The organism is Sorangium sp. So ce726, from assembly GCF_051521405.1.
Taxonomy (GTDB): Bacteria; Myxococcota_A; Polyangia; order Polyangiales; family Polyangiaceae; genus Sorangium.
The window spans coordinates 12,328,299-12,340,554 of record NZ_CP150349.1; the positions used below are offsets into that span (position 1 = coordinate 12,328,299).

Genomic DNA, 12,256 nt, shown 5'->3' on the forward strand with positions numbered 1-12,256 from the left:
CTCATTCTCTGTTTCGTGTGACGACGCCCGCTGAGGGATCGGCGGCGCTGGAGCGCCACGGTGTGAACGCCCGTGCCGTGCTCCCCAGGAGCCCTTCACGACTCGTGCCGGACGCATGGCAGCGCCTGGTTGGACAAAAGAGGCGAGAGTCGAGATGGCTTCAACGATCGGGCTCGCGCTCGGGCAGGAGAGCTCGTCGCTGGCCGCCGGCGATGGGCTTGACGCTTCGACGTCTGCGCTTACAGGCATCGGGTGTTCTCGATCCTCGTTACCGGGGCCGCGGGTCGCGTCGGCGCCGTGGGCCGCAAGACGGTCGAGCTGCTCCGCCGGCGCGGCCTCCCGGTCCGCGCCCTCGTTCACCGCGAAGACGAGCGCGCCGAGGCGCTGCGCGCGACCGGCGCCGAGGTCATCGCGGGCGATCTCACCCGCGCCGAAGACGTCCTCCGTGCCCTGGAAGGGGTTCGGCGCGTCTACTTCGGCCTGAGCGTCTCCACCGAGTACCTCGAAGCCACGGTCACCACGGCCGCCCTCGCGCGCTACCGCGGCGATCTCGAGGTATTTCTGAACATCTCGCAAATGACCGTGTCGCAGATGAGCGCGACCCGGATGACCGACTCTCCTCAGCACCGCCAGCACTGGCTCGCCGAGCAGGTGCTCGACTGGTCCGGCCTCCCTGTCGTTCACCTGCGCCCCACGGTCTTCCTCGAAAACCCCTTCTTCCTGGCCTGGGCGGCGGAGTCGATCGCCGAGGACGCGACCCTCCGGCTCCCCTTCGGGACCGGTCGCACGTCACCGGTCGCGGCGAGTGACGTGGCCGAGGTCGCCGCGACCATCCTGGCCGACCCCGCGCCCCACATCGGCCAAATCTACGGGTTGACCGGTCCGCGGTCCGAGGACATGCGAGCCGTCGCAGCGGAGTACTCGAGCGCCTTGGGCCGACCGATCCGCTACGTCGACGTTCCCTTCGAAGAGTGGCAGAACCGCGTGCTGCTCCCGCGACGATTGCCCGAGCACCTCGCGCATCACCTCTCGACGATGGCCCGGCTCCACGCCCAGAACGGTTACGATCGCCTCACGCACGACGTGGAGACGATCACGGGAAAGCGGGCGACAAGCGTGCGCGATTTCGTGGCCCAGCACGCTGACCTGTTCACCCAGCCCGCGCTCGCCACCGCGCGGCTCTGAGCGCGACGGAGCGGGGTAGAACGCGAAGGAGCGAGGACCGGAGGCGAGCGAGGGTAGGTGTCCGCGGTTCTCTTTCATCTCTCGCGCAGCGCGGCCGCGAGCACGCCCTTCAATTTTCTCCTCGTGGTGCTCTCGCTCTTCGTCGCCTGGGGTTGTCGGTCGAAGGCGCCGATCGCGCCGCGCGCGTGATCGCATCGGCCTACCCTGGTACTACAGCCGCGGTGAGGGAGCCGGCGCAGGGCCGCAGGAGAGCCGATCGCGGAAGTGACATCGTTTTTACACGAAATCTCAACACCACCCGAGGAGCGTGGGCCGGAAACCGAAACCCTACGTATCCTACGCGGGAAGGAACGGTGTGACCTCGGATCCATGCACGAGCGGACTGCGCCGCTCGCCGCCCGCCGTATTGCCCGCTATATTGATCGAATGGTCAATTGACTCAATTGACTCAACTGACCGACGGAACACCGAGCCCTCCGCGTCGGGAGAAGCTATAAAATTATTCGAAATTCATGCACTGAGTTTCATGTCTTGACAGATACATCAATCGGATTATCATGCCCTTTGCCCCTGCGCCGTGACGAGCCCACGAACGGATAACCGCGTGGAGCTGAACAGCGCGTAAGGCGCTGACCGGCTCGGGCATCCAGCTCGACAACATGACCACACTGTCGCTGGGCGGTGTGGGTGCGATCACGCTCGTGCTGAACAACCGTGACGGGGCGACCTGCGACGGTTCGGTGACAGCGCGACTGGCGCAAGAGCAGCGTTCCCCAAGCGACCCCGCAAGTGAGCCCTGAACAACGGCCCTCCCGGACAAGGTCGACACGATTGGAGAAACGATGATGAAGACGATTCACGGAGCATGCCCTCGGTCCCTGCGCTGGACCCTTGCACCGCTGATGCTGGCCCTTCTGGCCGGCTGCGGCGGCGGCGAGGAAGACGCGAGCACGGCTGACGACGCCGTGGAGGTGGCCGAGGGGGCGGTGACGCCGACCAGCTTCCGGCACCCCGGGCTGTTCTTGACGCAGACCCGGCTCGACAACGCCAAGGCGGCGTGGAACGCGTCCACCGGCAGCGTCATGAAGACCGGCTACCAGGTGGTGCTGAACGACTCGCGCAGCGCCTACACCTACTCGCACAGTGCCTTGTCCAACGTGCAGGTGGTGGGCAGCGCGATCGGCGACCAGGAAGCGCGCTTCAAGAACGATGCGCAGGCCGCCTACTTGAACGCGCTGCGCTGGGTGAAGACCGGCGACGCGCGGCACCGCGACAAGTCCATCGCTATCCTGAACGACTGGGCCAAGACCTTCCGCAGCTTCTCGGTCGCGTCGGGCACGAACTCGGCCCAGGTGCAGCTGGAAGCCGCGTGGATGCTGCCGGTGTGGGTCAGCGCCGCCGAGATCATCCGCCACTACAACGGCGGCGAGGCCGGCTGGTCGAACGCCGACATCGCGACGTTCAACGGCTTCGTCGACCGCCTGTACAACGAGGCCGAGAAGGCGCGCACGCGTGTCAACAACTGGGCCGTATCGGCGGGCCTCGCGATGATGGCGGCCGGCGTCTACCAGGACAACGCGGCGCGCTACACCGCGGGGCTCACGCGCATCACCGAGATGATCCCGCTGTCGGTGTTCTCCAGCGGCGAGGTCAATGAGCTGAAGGACCGCGACTGTACGCACCCGCAGTACAACCTGGAGGGCCTGTCCCAGGCTGCCGAGATCGCGGTGATCCAGGCCGGCGACACCTCGGTGTGGATGTGGAAGGGCGCGGGCGAGACCACGCCGCGCCTGGCCAAAGGGCTGGAGTACATGGCGAAGTCACTGCAGAGCGGCAGCGGCGTGCGCAACTGCAAGGGCCAGCACATGGAGGCCGGTTACATGGACATCGCGGTCAACAGCTACATGAATCGTGGGGTCGCCATTCCGAATTTCCAGTCACTGGCCAAGGCGCAGCGCCCGGACGGCGGCTCGATGCAGTTTCTCGGCTGGACCAGCGCCACCCACGGGCGGGACGACTATTGATCGCTGACGGCGTCCTGCGGACGCCCCGAACAGCGCTGGCGTCGAGCTCACCGCGAGAGCGGGCGGCCTGTCGAGCCTCGTCACCGCCCGAGCGCCGCCCGCCGGGCCGCAATGGCTCCGCGGGGCTCGGAGCCATCGATCTTAATCGGCGCAGCAGAGCACGCCGCCGCCCGCCGCTCCAGGCTTGATGGCCTGATTGGACTCGTTGTAGCCGTCGCCCCCGCAGTCCCAGGGCCCGTTGAGGGCTTCGCAGAGATCGCCCGAGGTGCGGTCGAGAACGCCGCAGCTGGGTGGCCGTTTGCCAACGGAGCCACACCCAAAGAGATCGTTCGCCGTGATTCTTGAGGTGGCACAACCGCGGGCGCAGCTCTCTCCGGTGCACACATCCGGATCCTTGTTGTCCCCCAGAGTGCAATACGCACAGCCGGTGCTCCCCTGGCGCGTCGCGAAGAACAGGCCGGGCTCGGCCACCGCGCCGTCGCAGCCGGTAGGCGAACGGAGAGCGACGTCATCCGCGCCTTTGCAGATATGAAAACCCTTCGCGCACAGGTCGCTGGCGCTGCAGCCGAGGCCCTCGGGGTTTTGGCCGGTGTTGCCGCCGCCGAACCCACATTGGGGTAGTGGATCGATCAAGATACCCGGTACGGTGAAGCCGCCTGCGCACCCAAACCTTTCCCGAATTGATCTGCGTTCCATCGATATGCGCGAGTCTCCAAGTCTCGGCTTCCCTATGGAGGACCCTTCCCAGGTTGGGGCGCTGCTGACGATGGTGCATGGCGAGGTCGAGCGCGAGCGGGTGTCGACTGCGCTGGGCGCTGTGCTGCCGTGGGCTGATGTTGGATCCGTGTCGGAGGGGGTCTCGGGCCGGCACCTTGATCGGCTGCTGAATGGGCTCCTTCTGGCGACGTCGCCTCGCGTCGAATGGGCGAAGTTTTTGCGGCGGACTTACGCCGTAGATGTTCTCGCGTGCCCGCGATGCAGCGGACGCGGACGAGGACGCCTTCGACCCTGCGCTCGCGTTCCGCGCCGCCAAGGAGAAGGCCACGTCGCGCTGGGAGCGCGCGTACCTCCGCGGGCTGCTCCGCGCCCACGGCGGAGAATCTTGACTTCGCGGAACGCGTTTGCTTGTCCTATCCGCTAAAGGATAAGTTCTATGGGGTTGAAAATTTCAACTGATGAAGACGAAATTTTTTTGTTTGAGCGTGTAGTGAAACATTTACAATCGTCTTATGGATATTCACTCGAAGATGCAGAGCGTTTGGTGAGCGGATACTACGAAAAATTTACAGATCAAAATTATTGTGACAAATACGATATCATGGCTCAAACGATGGATTTTTTTGGTCACATAGAATCGAGAGGGATGGCTGATAGAGTTCATTTTTATGAAGGTTTGAAGCATGAGCCTGATGAAGCGGCGTTTATCGAATGGCAGCAAAAAAATGGGATGTGATTTAAAGTGTGTGGGGGGGTTAAATGTAACCACCCGGCCATCGCCATGGGCATGGCTTCTTGCGGCTCTCGCCAGGGTTGACGATGCTAGGCGCGGGACGGCGTCGGCCCGCGACTGAGCACGGGCACAGGCTGTCCTGAAAGAGGGCCCGGCGAGGCGGCGTCCGCGTGCGTCGCCGGCCGAGGCTCGGGTTGTTTAGGTCGCGTCGGCGTCGCCCGCGCTCGGAGCAGCGCGCGACGATCGCGCCCAGCCGTCGGGCAGCAGTTCGTCGAGCCGTCCGCGCGGCCAGGCCGCCTGCAACTTGCCGATGACGTCCGTCGCCCAGGCGAGCGGGTTGACTCCGTGCATCCGACACGAGCCGAAGATCGTGTAGCCGATGGCCAGACGCTGAGCGCCCTTGTCGGAGCCCGCGAATAGGTAGTTCTTTCTTCCGAGTGCTACACGTCTTAGCTGCCGCTCGACCTCGCCGTTATCTATCTCGAAGCATCCATCCGTGAAGCAGCGCCGCCACGCCGCCTCCTGATTGATGGCGTACTGGGTGGCGATGCAGAGCGGCGTGCCTGATACGAGCCGCAGGTGCAGCTCGTGAATCCACTGATACAGCTCATCCACAACGGGGAGCGACCGCTCCTGCCGGCGCGCCAGGCGCGTCTCCGTGGGCAGCGCCTCCTCCTTGCAGGTCGCCTCGATTCGGTAGATGGCCTTGAAGTACGAGAGCGCCACCGCGGCCCGCGTGTCGCCGCCCTTTGCCGCCTTCTCGAACTTGGCGCGGATGTGCATCCCACAGCCAAGCCGACGCTCCTCGGGCACGATCATCTCGCCGCCTTCACCTCCGCGGAGCATCGCGCCATAGCCCGCGTACCCATCGCCCTGCAAGTAGCCGGTGAAGCCCTGCAGCAGCGCGGCTGGATGCTTCGCCTTCCAGTCCGGTGCGTACAGGAACGCCACGAGATCTGTCCCGACGAAGGCCCAGATGTGGCCTCGCTTCATCCCCGTCGGATGATCTCGATCCAGGACCCGTATCCCCGTGTCGTCGGCGCGCAGGTAGAACGAGTCCAGTACCCGCTCCGCGATCCTCTCAGCCACCGGAGCGAGCACATCGAGCGCGAAGGCCGATCAGTCGCCCAGGGTCGACGGGGACAGCGACACGCCGAAGCGCGCGTACTGCTGCGACTGCCGGTACGGCGGCATCGAATCCTCGAACTTCTCGACAAGGATGCTGGCGAGCAGCCCCGGTCCCGGACGCCCCCGGTCCATCACCTTCTCGCTGTCCGCCGTCGTTACGCCTTGCTCAGGGCAGCGCGGGCAGGCGAGCTTCTCCCGCCGCTCCTCGATGATCTTGAACTGCGCCGGAACGAACTCGAGCACTTCGCTCGTACGATGGCCAATGCACTTCTTGTCCGCGCCGCACTGCGGGCACGTCCGCTCCGCCTCGGGGACGGGCACCACGCGCGTCTCACGCGGCAGGTGCTCGGGAAGCGGCGCGCGCCCGCCCCGTCCTCGCGGCGGCTTCGGCGGCTCAGGAGGTTGCGGCACCAGCCCCTGCTCCGGTTGCGGCGGAGCTTCCGCCCCGAGCTCGGCGAACATCAGCATCAGCTGCTCGGTCGAGATCTGCTGGCTCTTGCGGCCGTACAGCTCGCGCAGCGCGCTCGCGAGCTTCGCCGAGAGCGCCGTATTCTTGTCGCGCAGCTGGACCAGCAGCCCGAGCACCAGCTCGATGAGCTCTGGAAGCTGCCCGGCGGCCGCCAGCTGCTCGAGCTTGTGCCGCACGTCCGCCAGATCGGCGGGCAGTTGTGCCTGGGACTGAAGAGGACTGGTCACGTGGCGCGCGGGAGAGCTATCCCGCGCGCATCCATCAAGCTTTGCTTCGACGGAGCAATTTTTCTCACGCCGGGCCTCCAGCGCTTGCGCCGCACGGCCTGGGACAGGTCGAACCCTTCGAGCATCAGCGACAGCTCGGCCGCCTCGACCTCGACGTGCGTGGCCCCCTTGGGCACTTCGCAGGCGAGATGGAATCGCCCGCGAGCCAATTTCTTCGCCACGATCATGTACCCAGTGCGGTCCCAGAACAAGACGCGCATCTGGTCACCTCGCCGATTCCTGAACACGAAGAGATGCCCGCAGAGCGGGCCTTCTCCGAAGCGCTGAGAGACCAAGGCCGACAGCCCATCGAAGCTCTTGCGCAGATCCGTGGGCTCGGCTGCGACGTACACACGCACCGACGGCGGCAGCGTCAGCACGGCGTCTCCTCGGCCGCGAGCGCCAGTACCCGCTCGAGCGTGGCCGGGTCGAAGCCCGGTCGGACCCGCACCACCCGCCCGTTGGGCAGCGCGATCTCGATCGGCTCTGGCGCAACGGCCGATACGTCCGTCACCACGTGGACCGGCAGAAAGCGCGGTGCTTCGGTCAACGACGACGGCGAGGGTTGCGAGGGCCGGTCAGCGCGCAGCTTCCAGCGCCATCAGTACAGCTGCTTCGGCTGGTACCCTTCGCGCCGCGCGAACTTCTCGGCGCTCAGCCCGCTGCGCTCCCATCGCTCCACCCGATCGGCCCACTCCGCCCTCGTCGCCATCGCTTCCTCCTTCGTCGCGATGGGGACTGGTAACCGGCCCCGACGAGGTGGTCACGATGGCGTTGGTCGGGCGCTTACCCCACGGCGGCAACCTCTCGGCGGCCGCGCGCGGCGCGCATGGACCGGAGCCACCTCCACGAGCTGCTCCGCCGGCACGACCTGTCGGCGCGCGAGGAGTAGGCGCGCGCCTACACCTGTGGGCGCGCGCCTACAGGGACAGGGGCGCGCCGCGCGGAATGCGCCGCCGCGAGGACGGCGGCAGCGCCGGCGATCCGCGAGGCCCGCCGCCCGGTACGAGCGCTTCACGCCTCGGCACGGGCGCTGAAATAACAATAAAGAGCCGCGGCACCATGATCCTCTGGCCCGGATCGCCGGCGAGAGCATGGCGCAACGGTGCAACCCGTTGCGGTTCACGGCAGGGCGTTGCACTCCTCTCCTCTCGGCCTGCGCGGCAGCGCTGAGACTTGGGTTCACCTCGCGCCGGCACACCGATTGCTGTGGCGACACGACGCAACGACACGACGGCATGTCGCCGCGGCGGCAGGCCGGATCCCACGAGACATCACAGGAGGTTTTCCCCATGAGTGTAGATAATACTCCCATGCACGACACGTCCATCAGCTTAGCGAGGAGCGCGATCATGAGTTTATCTCGATCCATGCGACTGAGTCTAGCAACGCTCGCGGCAGTCTTTGTCGTCGGCTGCATTGGCGCCAGCGACGAAGATCCTGACAGTGCTGCTGACACGAACGAAGCCGTCGGTACGGCAACTCCTGAAAGTGCTTCCGACACGGACGAAGCTGTTGGATCGACGCAGCAGGCGTTCACCATCGATTGCGCCGGAGGTTACTGCATTGTCACTTGTGGTCGCGGTGGAGGGTGTGTCCATTGGGGCGGCAACTACTGGGGATGCGGCTGCGGACAAATCCCTTGAAAGCATGATAGATCAGCCCACGAGCCATTCACAATAGCGGTCCTGGCCCCCGCCGTGTAACTCCAGGCGGCGAGGGCGAGGTCTGAAGCGATGCCGTCGCGCACGTCGTCTTCGAGCACGTCCCCTATCCCGCGACGCTCGCCCTCGCGTTCCCGTACCTCCCCGGCGTCACCCCGACGATCCTCCTGAAATGCCGCGTGAGCTGGCTCTGATCATAGAACCCGACGCGCGGGGCGAGCTCGGACGCCCTCACGCCCTGGGTGAGGAGCTGTTGGGCGCGCTGGACGCGGAGGTGGGTGAGGTACATGTGGGGAGGCATTCCGATCTGGGCTCGGAAGGCGCGGCAGAGGTGGAATTTGTCGAGGGAGGCGTGGGCCGCGAGGTCGTCGAGGGTGATGGGCTCGGCGAGGTGCTCGCGGAGGTACTCCATGGCGCGGCGGACGGGGCGTGTGTGGTCGGAGCGGGCGCTGCTCAGGCGGGCGAAGGTGGCGGTGGCCTCGGCGAGGGCGACCTCGAGGGAGAGGCGATCGGCTCCGGCGCAGATGGCGTCGTGGAGGCGGTGGAAGGGGGCGGCACGTTCGTCCCCGGCTTCGAGGTGGGGGATGGCGACGACCTTGCCCGCGTCGCGGGCGCGGGCGACGTCCTTCGCGGGGAGGACGACGGCGGTGAAGACAGTGGGCCCGTGGAGAGCGAGGTCACGGTGGACGTCGCCGGGCTCCTTGACGAGGATGGAGCCGGCGGCGCTGCGCCACGCGTTGCCTCGCCCCCACCAGTCGAAGCCGCCGCGCTCGATGCGGACGACGGCGTAGTACTCCTTGACGCCGGCGCGGAGGGTCTCGGTGGTCGTTCGGAGGACGCGGAGGCCAGGCACCGAAACCGGGAGCTCGACGGAGTCCGTCATGTCGGGACGGTAGCGTGCGCGGGGGAGCGGGGCTTGGGCATTCTTGGCGGATAGGTCGCGCCAAGGATCGCCTAGTGGGCGCCCGGGGACGGCCGAACATTGGGGCCATGCATGACAAACTCGTCGCTCTGGTAACCGGGGCAAACAAGGGAATCGGTCTTCAAATCGCAAAGGAGCTCGCCGGGCGCGGCCTCACGGTGCTCGTCGGGTCGCGGAACCTGGAGCTCGGGGAGGCGGCCGCGAAGAGCGTCGGGTCCGGCGCGCGCGCGGTGCAGCTGGACGTGACCAGCGAGGCGTCGATCGCGGCGGCGGCGGCGTGGATCCGGAGCGAGCTCGGGCGCCTGGACGTGCTGGTGAACAACGCCGCGATCTCCCGCGCCGGGAAGCCGGGGACGCAATTCGAGGAGCTGCTGAAGGCGAACCGACCGAGCGTGGCGCCCGTCGCCGAGGTGCGGGCGGTGTTCGAGACGAACGTGTTCGGGGTGATCGCGGTAACGCAGGCGATGCTGCCGCTGCTCCGCGAGGCGCCAGCGGGGCGGATCGTCAACGTGTCGAGCGAGGTGGGGTCGCTGGCGAAGCAGTCCGATCCGTCCAACCCGCATCGGCTGCCGAATGCGACGTACGTGCCGTCGAAGACGGCGCTGAACGGGATCACGGTGGCGTTCGCGAACGAGCTGGAGGGGACGCGGATCAAGGTGAACGCGGCGTGCCCGGGGTTCACGGCGACAGATCTGAACGATTTCAGGGGGACGCGCAGCGTGGAGCAAGGGGCGCGCGAGCCGGTGCGGCTGGCGCTGCTCGACGCGAACGGGCCGACGGGCAGCTTCTCGAACGAGGAGGGGCCGCTGCCCTGGTGAGTGTCCTGGCCATGGTCTCCCAAGATCCTGGATGCTCCCTGCTGGGGTAGGTTCTCGACTGCCATGAATGGCTGCAATGCCGTTGATGCCGCGGTGTCGCAGCACCTGCTCACGCATTGCACAGCTTTAGCTGGCCAATCCACAACTCAGGAATGATTTGTGTGCTGCGATCGGCAGCCTGCCACCTGCCGCATCGGTTGAACTCGGCCCGTCTCCTGCATCGTCATGGGCGCAACGTTGTGCGCACGGGCGCAACGTCGCGCCCACCGGCGCGACCGAAGAGGGAAGGAGCCGACGAATGAACCATCTGAGAATTCTTGGCCTCATCGCCGTCAGCGCAGGAGTGTGCGGGATCTCTGCGCTTGCTTCTGCGGCGAACACGGTGCCGCTCGACAACCTGAACCTCGTCGAGGAGACAGCACCGCCAACATCGCTCGACAACGTGCGTTACGCCTTCCGGCCGGCCGTCGGCTACTACCGTCCGGCAGCCGGCTACTACCGCCCGGCAGCCGGCTACTACCGTCCGGCGGCCGGCTACTACCGCCCGGCTACCGGCTACTACCGGCCCTATCGGCGCTAGGACAGGGATAAGCTCCACGGTGATGGGCACGGCGCTGGGCGCGGCCATCACGGAATGCCGGGTCCGCCTTGCCGAGCGCGGAGTCGAACATCATGGGCGATTGCGATGAGACATCGCACGTCGAGCGTCGCCGTCCGGCAGCGGCGTGCTCTGCGGCCCGATGGCGGCGCATTGGAAACGTGGGTGGCGAAAGCGGGTGGCACGCCGCGCGCAATACGGAACCATGGGGGTGAGCTCCATGGAGGAGACAGGAAACATAGAAAAGCGCGTGCTCTTCGCGCTTCCCGCCGCTGCGTTCCACCTCGGGCTGGTGATCGTGCTGGGTGTGCTGCATGTGCGCTTGCCGTACGGGGGCTGGGCGGAGCGCGCGGTGAGCTATTATGGCGCGCTCTCCGGGGCCAGCAGCGCGTATTCCTTCTTTGCTCCGAGCGTCGGGCCCCTGCCCTGGGCCACCTTCGAGGTCAGGGATCGCGCGGGAACGCTGACGACCGAGGCGCTGGAGACAGGAGCGAGCCGCGAAGCGGACCTCCGCGTCAAGAATATCATCGGTATGTACTGGGATGAGCAGGACCCGACCGCAAGGCGCTCCCTGATCGCTTCCTGGGTAGCGAAGGTGTTCGCCAAGCACCCGGAGGCGGACAGCGTTGTTGTCCGACTCGAGAGCTACGACCTGCCCTCGATGGCGGAGTATCGCGCGGGCAAACAGCCGCGGTGGTATGTCGAATATCGGGCCAAGTTCAACCTGAAGGCGCAGCTCGCTGCCGGCGAGATCAACAAAGAGGCGACGCCATGAGGCAGCGGACCTATACCCTGCTCCTGCCGAAGGCCACAGTGGCAGCTGCGCGCCTGTGGGGCTCGATGGGGCGATTCGCGTTCGCGCCCGCGTCGGCGCGGCCCCTGGCAGCGCTCCGGATCGGGCTCGCGTCGGTCCTCCTGGTGCAGGCGGCGCTGATCGCGCCCATCGCTGACGAGCTGTACTCGCGTTCGGGCATCATTCAGGGACAGCTCCTCGACGGGGCAGGCGCGAGCGGTTTCCCCCGGATCGGCCACCTCGTGAATGCATTGTCGCGCGTCGGGGTCGGTGAGAGCGCGGTGATCGCCGGCGTGGGCGCGCTCTACGTGCTGTCGCTGGCTGGCCTCCTGCTCGGCTGGAGGACGAGGTTCTCCGCGGCGTGCACATGGCTCGTGCATTTCACGTTGATGATGACCGCGGAGAGGACGAACTACGGAGCCGATCAGTTCGCGAACATCTTCCTGTTCTACCTCATCTTCATGCCTTCTGGCGCTGCGCTGTCGCTCGATCGTGTCTTTGGGCGAGCGCCGCCTGAGCCGAGCGCGACCGCGCGCCTCTCGCTGCGGGTGGTACAGCTGCACCTTTGCCTCGTCTACCTCTCGAGCGGCGTGGAAAAGGCATTGGGCGCAGCGTGGTGGGACGGCGACGCGATATGGCGATCGCTCATGCTGCCCGAGTACCGGCGGTTCGATTTTTCGTGGCTCGCTCACCACACCTGGATCGCCGTGGCTGCGGGGTGGCTCGTGCTGCTCGTGGAGATCGGGTACCCGTTCTTCATCTGGCCACGTCGGACCCGGCGGCTCTGGGTGGCAGCCACGGTCGGGTTGCACGTCGGAATCGCGGTCTTCATGAGGCTCGATGTCTTCGGCGCCATCATGTCGGTGTTCACGATCGCCGCGTTTGGCGTGAAGGCGGACCCGCGACAGGCGCGAGCGCCCTCGCCCGCTCGATGAGCTG

At 66.5% G+C, this 12,256-nt stretch carries 15 protein-coding genes and 1 pseudogene; 10 read left to right on the forward strand and 6 right to left on the reverse strand.

The features are described 5' to 3' along the window. The first annotated feature begins 252 nt into the window (after window positions 1-252). The 3 genes from WME79_RS45970 to WME79_RS45980 all read left to right on the forward strand — a co-directional run bounded on the left by WME79_RS45970 (window position 253) and on the right by WME79_RS45980 (window position 3,209). Window positions 253-1,185 carry an NmrA family NAD(P)-binding protein gene (locus WME79_RS45970; protein ID WP_437528528.1) on the forward strand — a complete coding sequence of 311 codons (933 nt, stop codon included), beginning with the start codon at window positions 253-255 and terminating at the stop codon, window positions 1,183-1,185. 57 nt (window positions 1,186-1,242) lie between these two features. Continuing rightward, the gene (locus tag WME79_RS45975) at window positions 1,243-1,374 is read left to right on the forward strand and encodes a hypothetical protein (protein ID WP_437528529.1); all 132 of its coding nucleotides are present in this window, start codon (window positions 1,243-1,245) and stop codon (window positions 1,372-1,374) included. Window positions 1,375-2,027: 653 nt separating this feature from the next. After that, complete coding sequence (locus WME79_RS45980) at window positions 2,028-3,209, forward strand: alginate lyase family protein (protein ID WP_437528530.1); 1,182 nt, start codon at window positions 2,028-2,030, stop codon at window positions 3,207-3,209. Window positions 3,210-3,350: 141 nt separating this feature from the next. Here WME79_RS45980 and WME79_RS45985 read toward each other — a convergent pair whose 3' ends face one another. After that, window positions 3,351-3,905, reverse strand: a complete 555-nt coding sequence (locus tag WME79_RS45985) for a hypothetical protein (protein WP_437528531.1) — start codon at window positions 3,903-3,905, stop codon at window positions 3,351-3,353. Window positions 3,906-4,165: 260 nt separating this feature from the next. Between WME79_RS45985 and WME79_RS45990 the strand changes: the two genes are divergently transcribed. Then, complete coding sequence (locus WME79_RS45990; RefSeq protein ID WP_437528532.1) at window positions 4,166-4,315, forward strand: hypothetical protein; 150 nt, start codon at window positions 4,166-4,168, stop codon at window positions 4,313-4,315. A gap of 47 nt (window positions 4,316-4,362) precedes the next feature. Next, complete coding sequence (locus WME79_RS45995; protein ID WP_437528533.1) at window positions 4,363-4,662, forward strand: hypothetical protein; 300 nt, start codon at window positions 4,363-4,365, stop codon at window positions 4,660-4,662. Between the two features lie 195 nt (window positions 4,663-4,857). Here WME79_RS45995 and tnpC read toward each other — a convergent pair. The 4 genes and pseudogenes from tnpC to tnpA all read right to left on the reverse strand — a co-directional run bounded on the left by tnpC (window position 4,858) and on the right by tnpA (window position 7,234). Beyond that, window positions 4,858-6,483: pseudogene (gene tnpC, locus WME79_RS46000) on the reverse strand (IS66 family transposase). Next, window positions 6,480-6,902, reverse strand: a complete 423-nt coding sequence (gene tnpB / locus WME79_RS46005) for an IS66 family insertion sequence element accessory protein TnpB (protein ID WP_437528534.1) — start codon at window positions 6,900-6,902, stop codon at window positions 6,480-6,482. Before tnpB ends, tnpC begins: the two are co-directional and overlap by 4 nt. Continuing rightward, window positions 6,896-7,072, reverse strand: a complete 177-nt coding sequence (locus WME79_RS46010; RefSeq protein ID WP_437528535.1) for a hypothetical protein — start codon at window positions 7,070-7,072, stop codon at window positions 6,896-6,898. Before WME79_RS46010 ends, tnpB begins: the two co-directional genes overlap by 7 nt. A 51-nt stretch (window positions 7,073-7,123) precedes the next feature. Next, window positions 7,124-7,234, reverse strand: a complete 111-nt coding sequence (tnpA, locus tag WME79_RS46015; RefSeq protein WP_437528537.1) for an IS66 family insertion sequence element accessory protein TnpA — start codon at window positions 7,232-7,234, stop codon at window positions 7,124-7,126. A 601-nt stretch (window positions 7,235-7,835) separates the two neighbouring features. Between tnpA and WME79_RS46020 the strand changes: the two genes are divergently transcribed. After that, on the forward strand, window positions 7,836-8,168 hold the full coding sequence (locus WME79_RS46020) for a hypothetical protein (RefSeq protein ID WP_437528539.1): 333 nt from the start codon (window positions 7,836-7,838) through the stop codon (window positions 8,166-8,168). Between the two features lie 124 nt (window positions 8,169-8,292). Here WME79_RS46020 and WME79_RS46025 read toward each other — a convergent pair whose 3' ends face one another. Beyond that, a complete protein-coding gene (locus WME79_RS46025; RefSeq protein WP_437528541.1) occupies window positions 8,293-9,069 on the reverse strand; it encodes a helix-turn-helix domain-containing protein in 777 nt (258 codons plus the stop codon). 107 nt (window positions 9,070-9,176) lie between these two features. Here WME79_RS46025 and WME79_RS46030 point away from each other — a divergent pair, with 107 nt between their 5' ends. The 4 genes from WME79_RS46030 to WME79_RS46045 all read left to right on the forward strand — a co-directional run bounded on the left by WME79_RS46030 (window position 9,177) and on the right by WME79_RS46045 (window position 12,252). Continuing rightward, the gene (locus WME79_RS46030) at window positions 9,177-9,926 is read left to right on the forward strand and encodes an SDR family oxidoreductase (protein ID WP_437528542.1); all 750 of its coding nucleotides are present in this window, start codon (window positions 9,177-9,179) and stop codon (window positions 9,924-9,926) included. A 298-nt stretch (window positions 9,927-10,224) separates the two neighbouring features. Beyond that, entirely contained in the window at window positions 10,225-10,506 is a 282-nt protein-coding gene (locus WME79_RS46035; RefSeq protein WP_437528544.1) for a hypothetical protein, read from the forward strand. A 238-nt stretch (window positions 10,507-10,744) separates the two neighbouring features. Then, window positions 10,745-11,299 carry a hypothetical protein gene (locus WME79_RS46040; RefSeq protein ID WP_437528546.1) on the forward strand — a complete coding sequence of 185 codons (555 nt, stop codon included), beginning with the start codon at window positions 10,745-10,747 and terminating at the stop codon, window positions 11,297-11,299. Further along, complete coding sequence (locus WME79_RS46045; RefSeq protein ID WP_437528548.1) at window positions 11,296-12,252, forward strand: HTTM domain-containing protein; 957 nt, start codon at window positions 11,296-11,298, stop codon at window positions 12,250-12,252. The genes WME79_RS46040 and WME79_RS46045 overlap by 4 nt, the downstream gene beginning before the upstream one ends. The last annotated feature ends 4 nt before the right edge of the window (window positions 12,253-12,256 follow it).

Bases quoted from the DNA above. Each gene is read 5' to 3' on its own strand.
- WME79_RS45985 (WP_437528531.1), bottom strand. From the start codon at position 3,905: ATGGAACGCAGATCAATTCGGGAAAGGTTTGGGTGCGCAGGCGGCTTC.
- WME79_RS46025 (WP_437528541.1), bottom strand. From the start codon at position 9,069: ATGACGGACTCCGTCGAGCTCCCGGTTTCGGTGCCTGGCCTCCGCGTC.
- tnpA (WP_437528537.1), bottom strand. From the start codon at position 7,234: ATGGCGACGAGGGCGGAGTGGGCCGATCGGGTGGAGCGATGGGAGCGC.
- WME79_RS45990 (WP_437528532.1), top strand. From the start codon at position 4,166: ATGTTCTCGCGTGCCCGCGATGCAGCGGACGCGGACGAGGACGCCTTC.
- WME79_RS46030 (WP_437528542.1), top strand. From the start codon at position 9,177: ATGCATGACAAACTCGTCGCTCTGGTAACCGGGGCAAACAAGGGAATC.
- WME79_RS46040 (WP_437528546.1), top strand. From the start codon at position 10,745: ATGGAGGAGACAGGAAACATAGAAAAGCGCGTGCTCTTCGCGCTTCCC.
- WME79_RS45995 (WP_437528533.1), top strand. From the start codon at position 4,363: ATGGGGTTGAAAATTTCAACTGATGAAGACGAAATTTTTTTGTTTGAG.
- WME79_RS46020 (WP_437528539.1), top strand. From the start codon at position 7,836: ATGCACGACACGTCCATCAGCTTAGCGAGGAGCGCGATCATGAGTTTA.
- WME79_RS45980 (WP_437528530.1), top strand. From the start codon at position 2,028: ATGATGAAGACGATTCACGGAGCATGCCCTCGGTCCCTGCGCTGGACC.
- WME79_RS46035 (WP_437528544.1), top strand. From the start codon at position 10,225: ATGAACCATCTGAGAATTCTTGGCCTCATCGCCGTCAGCGCAGGAGTG.
- WME79_RS46045 (WP_437528548.1), top strand. From the start codon at position 11,296: ATGAGGCAGCGGACCTATACCCTGCTCCTGCCGAAGGCCACAGTGGCA.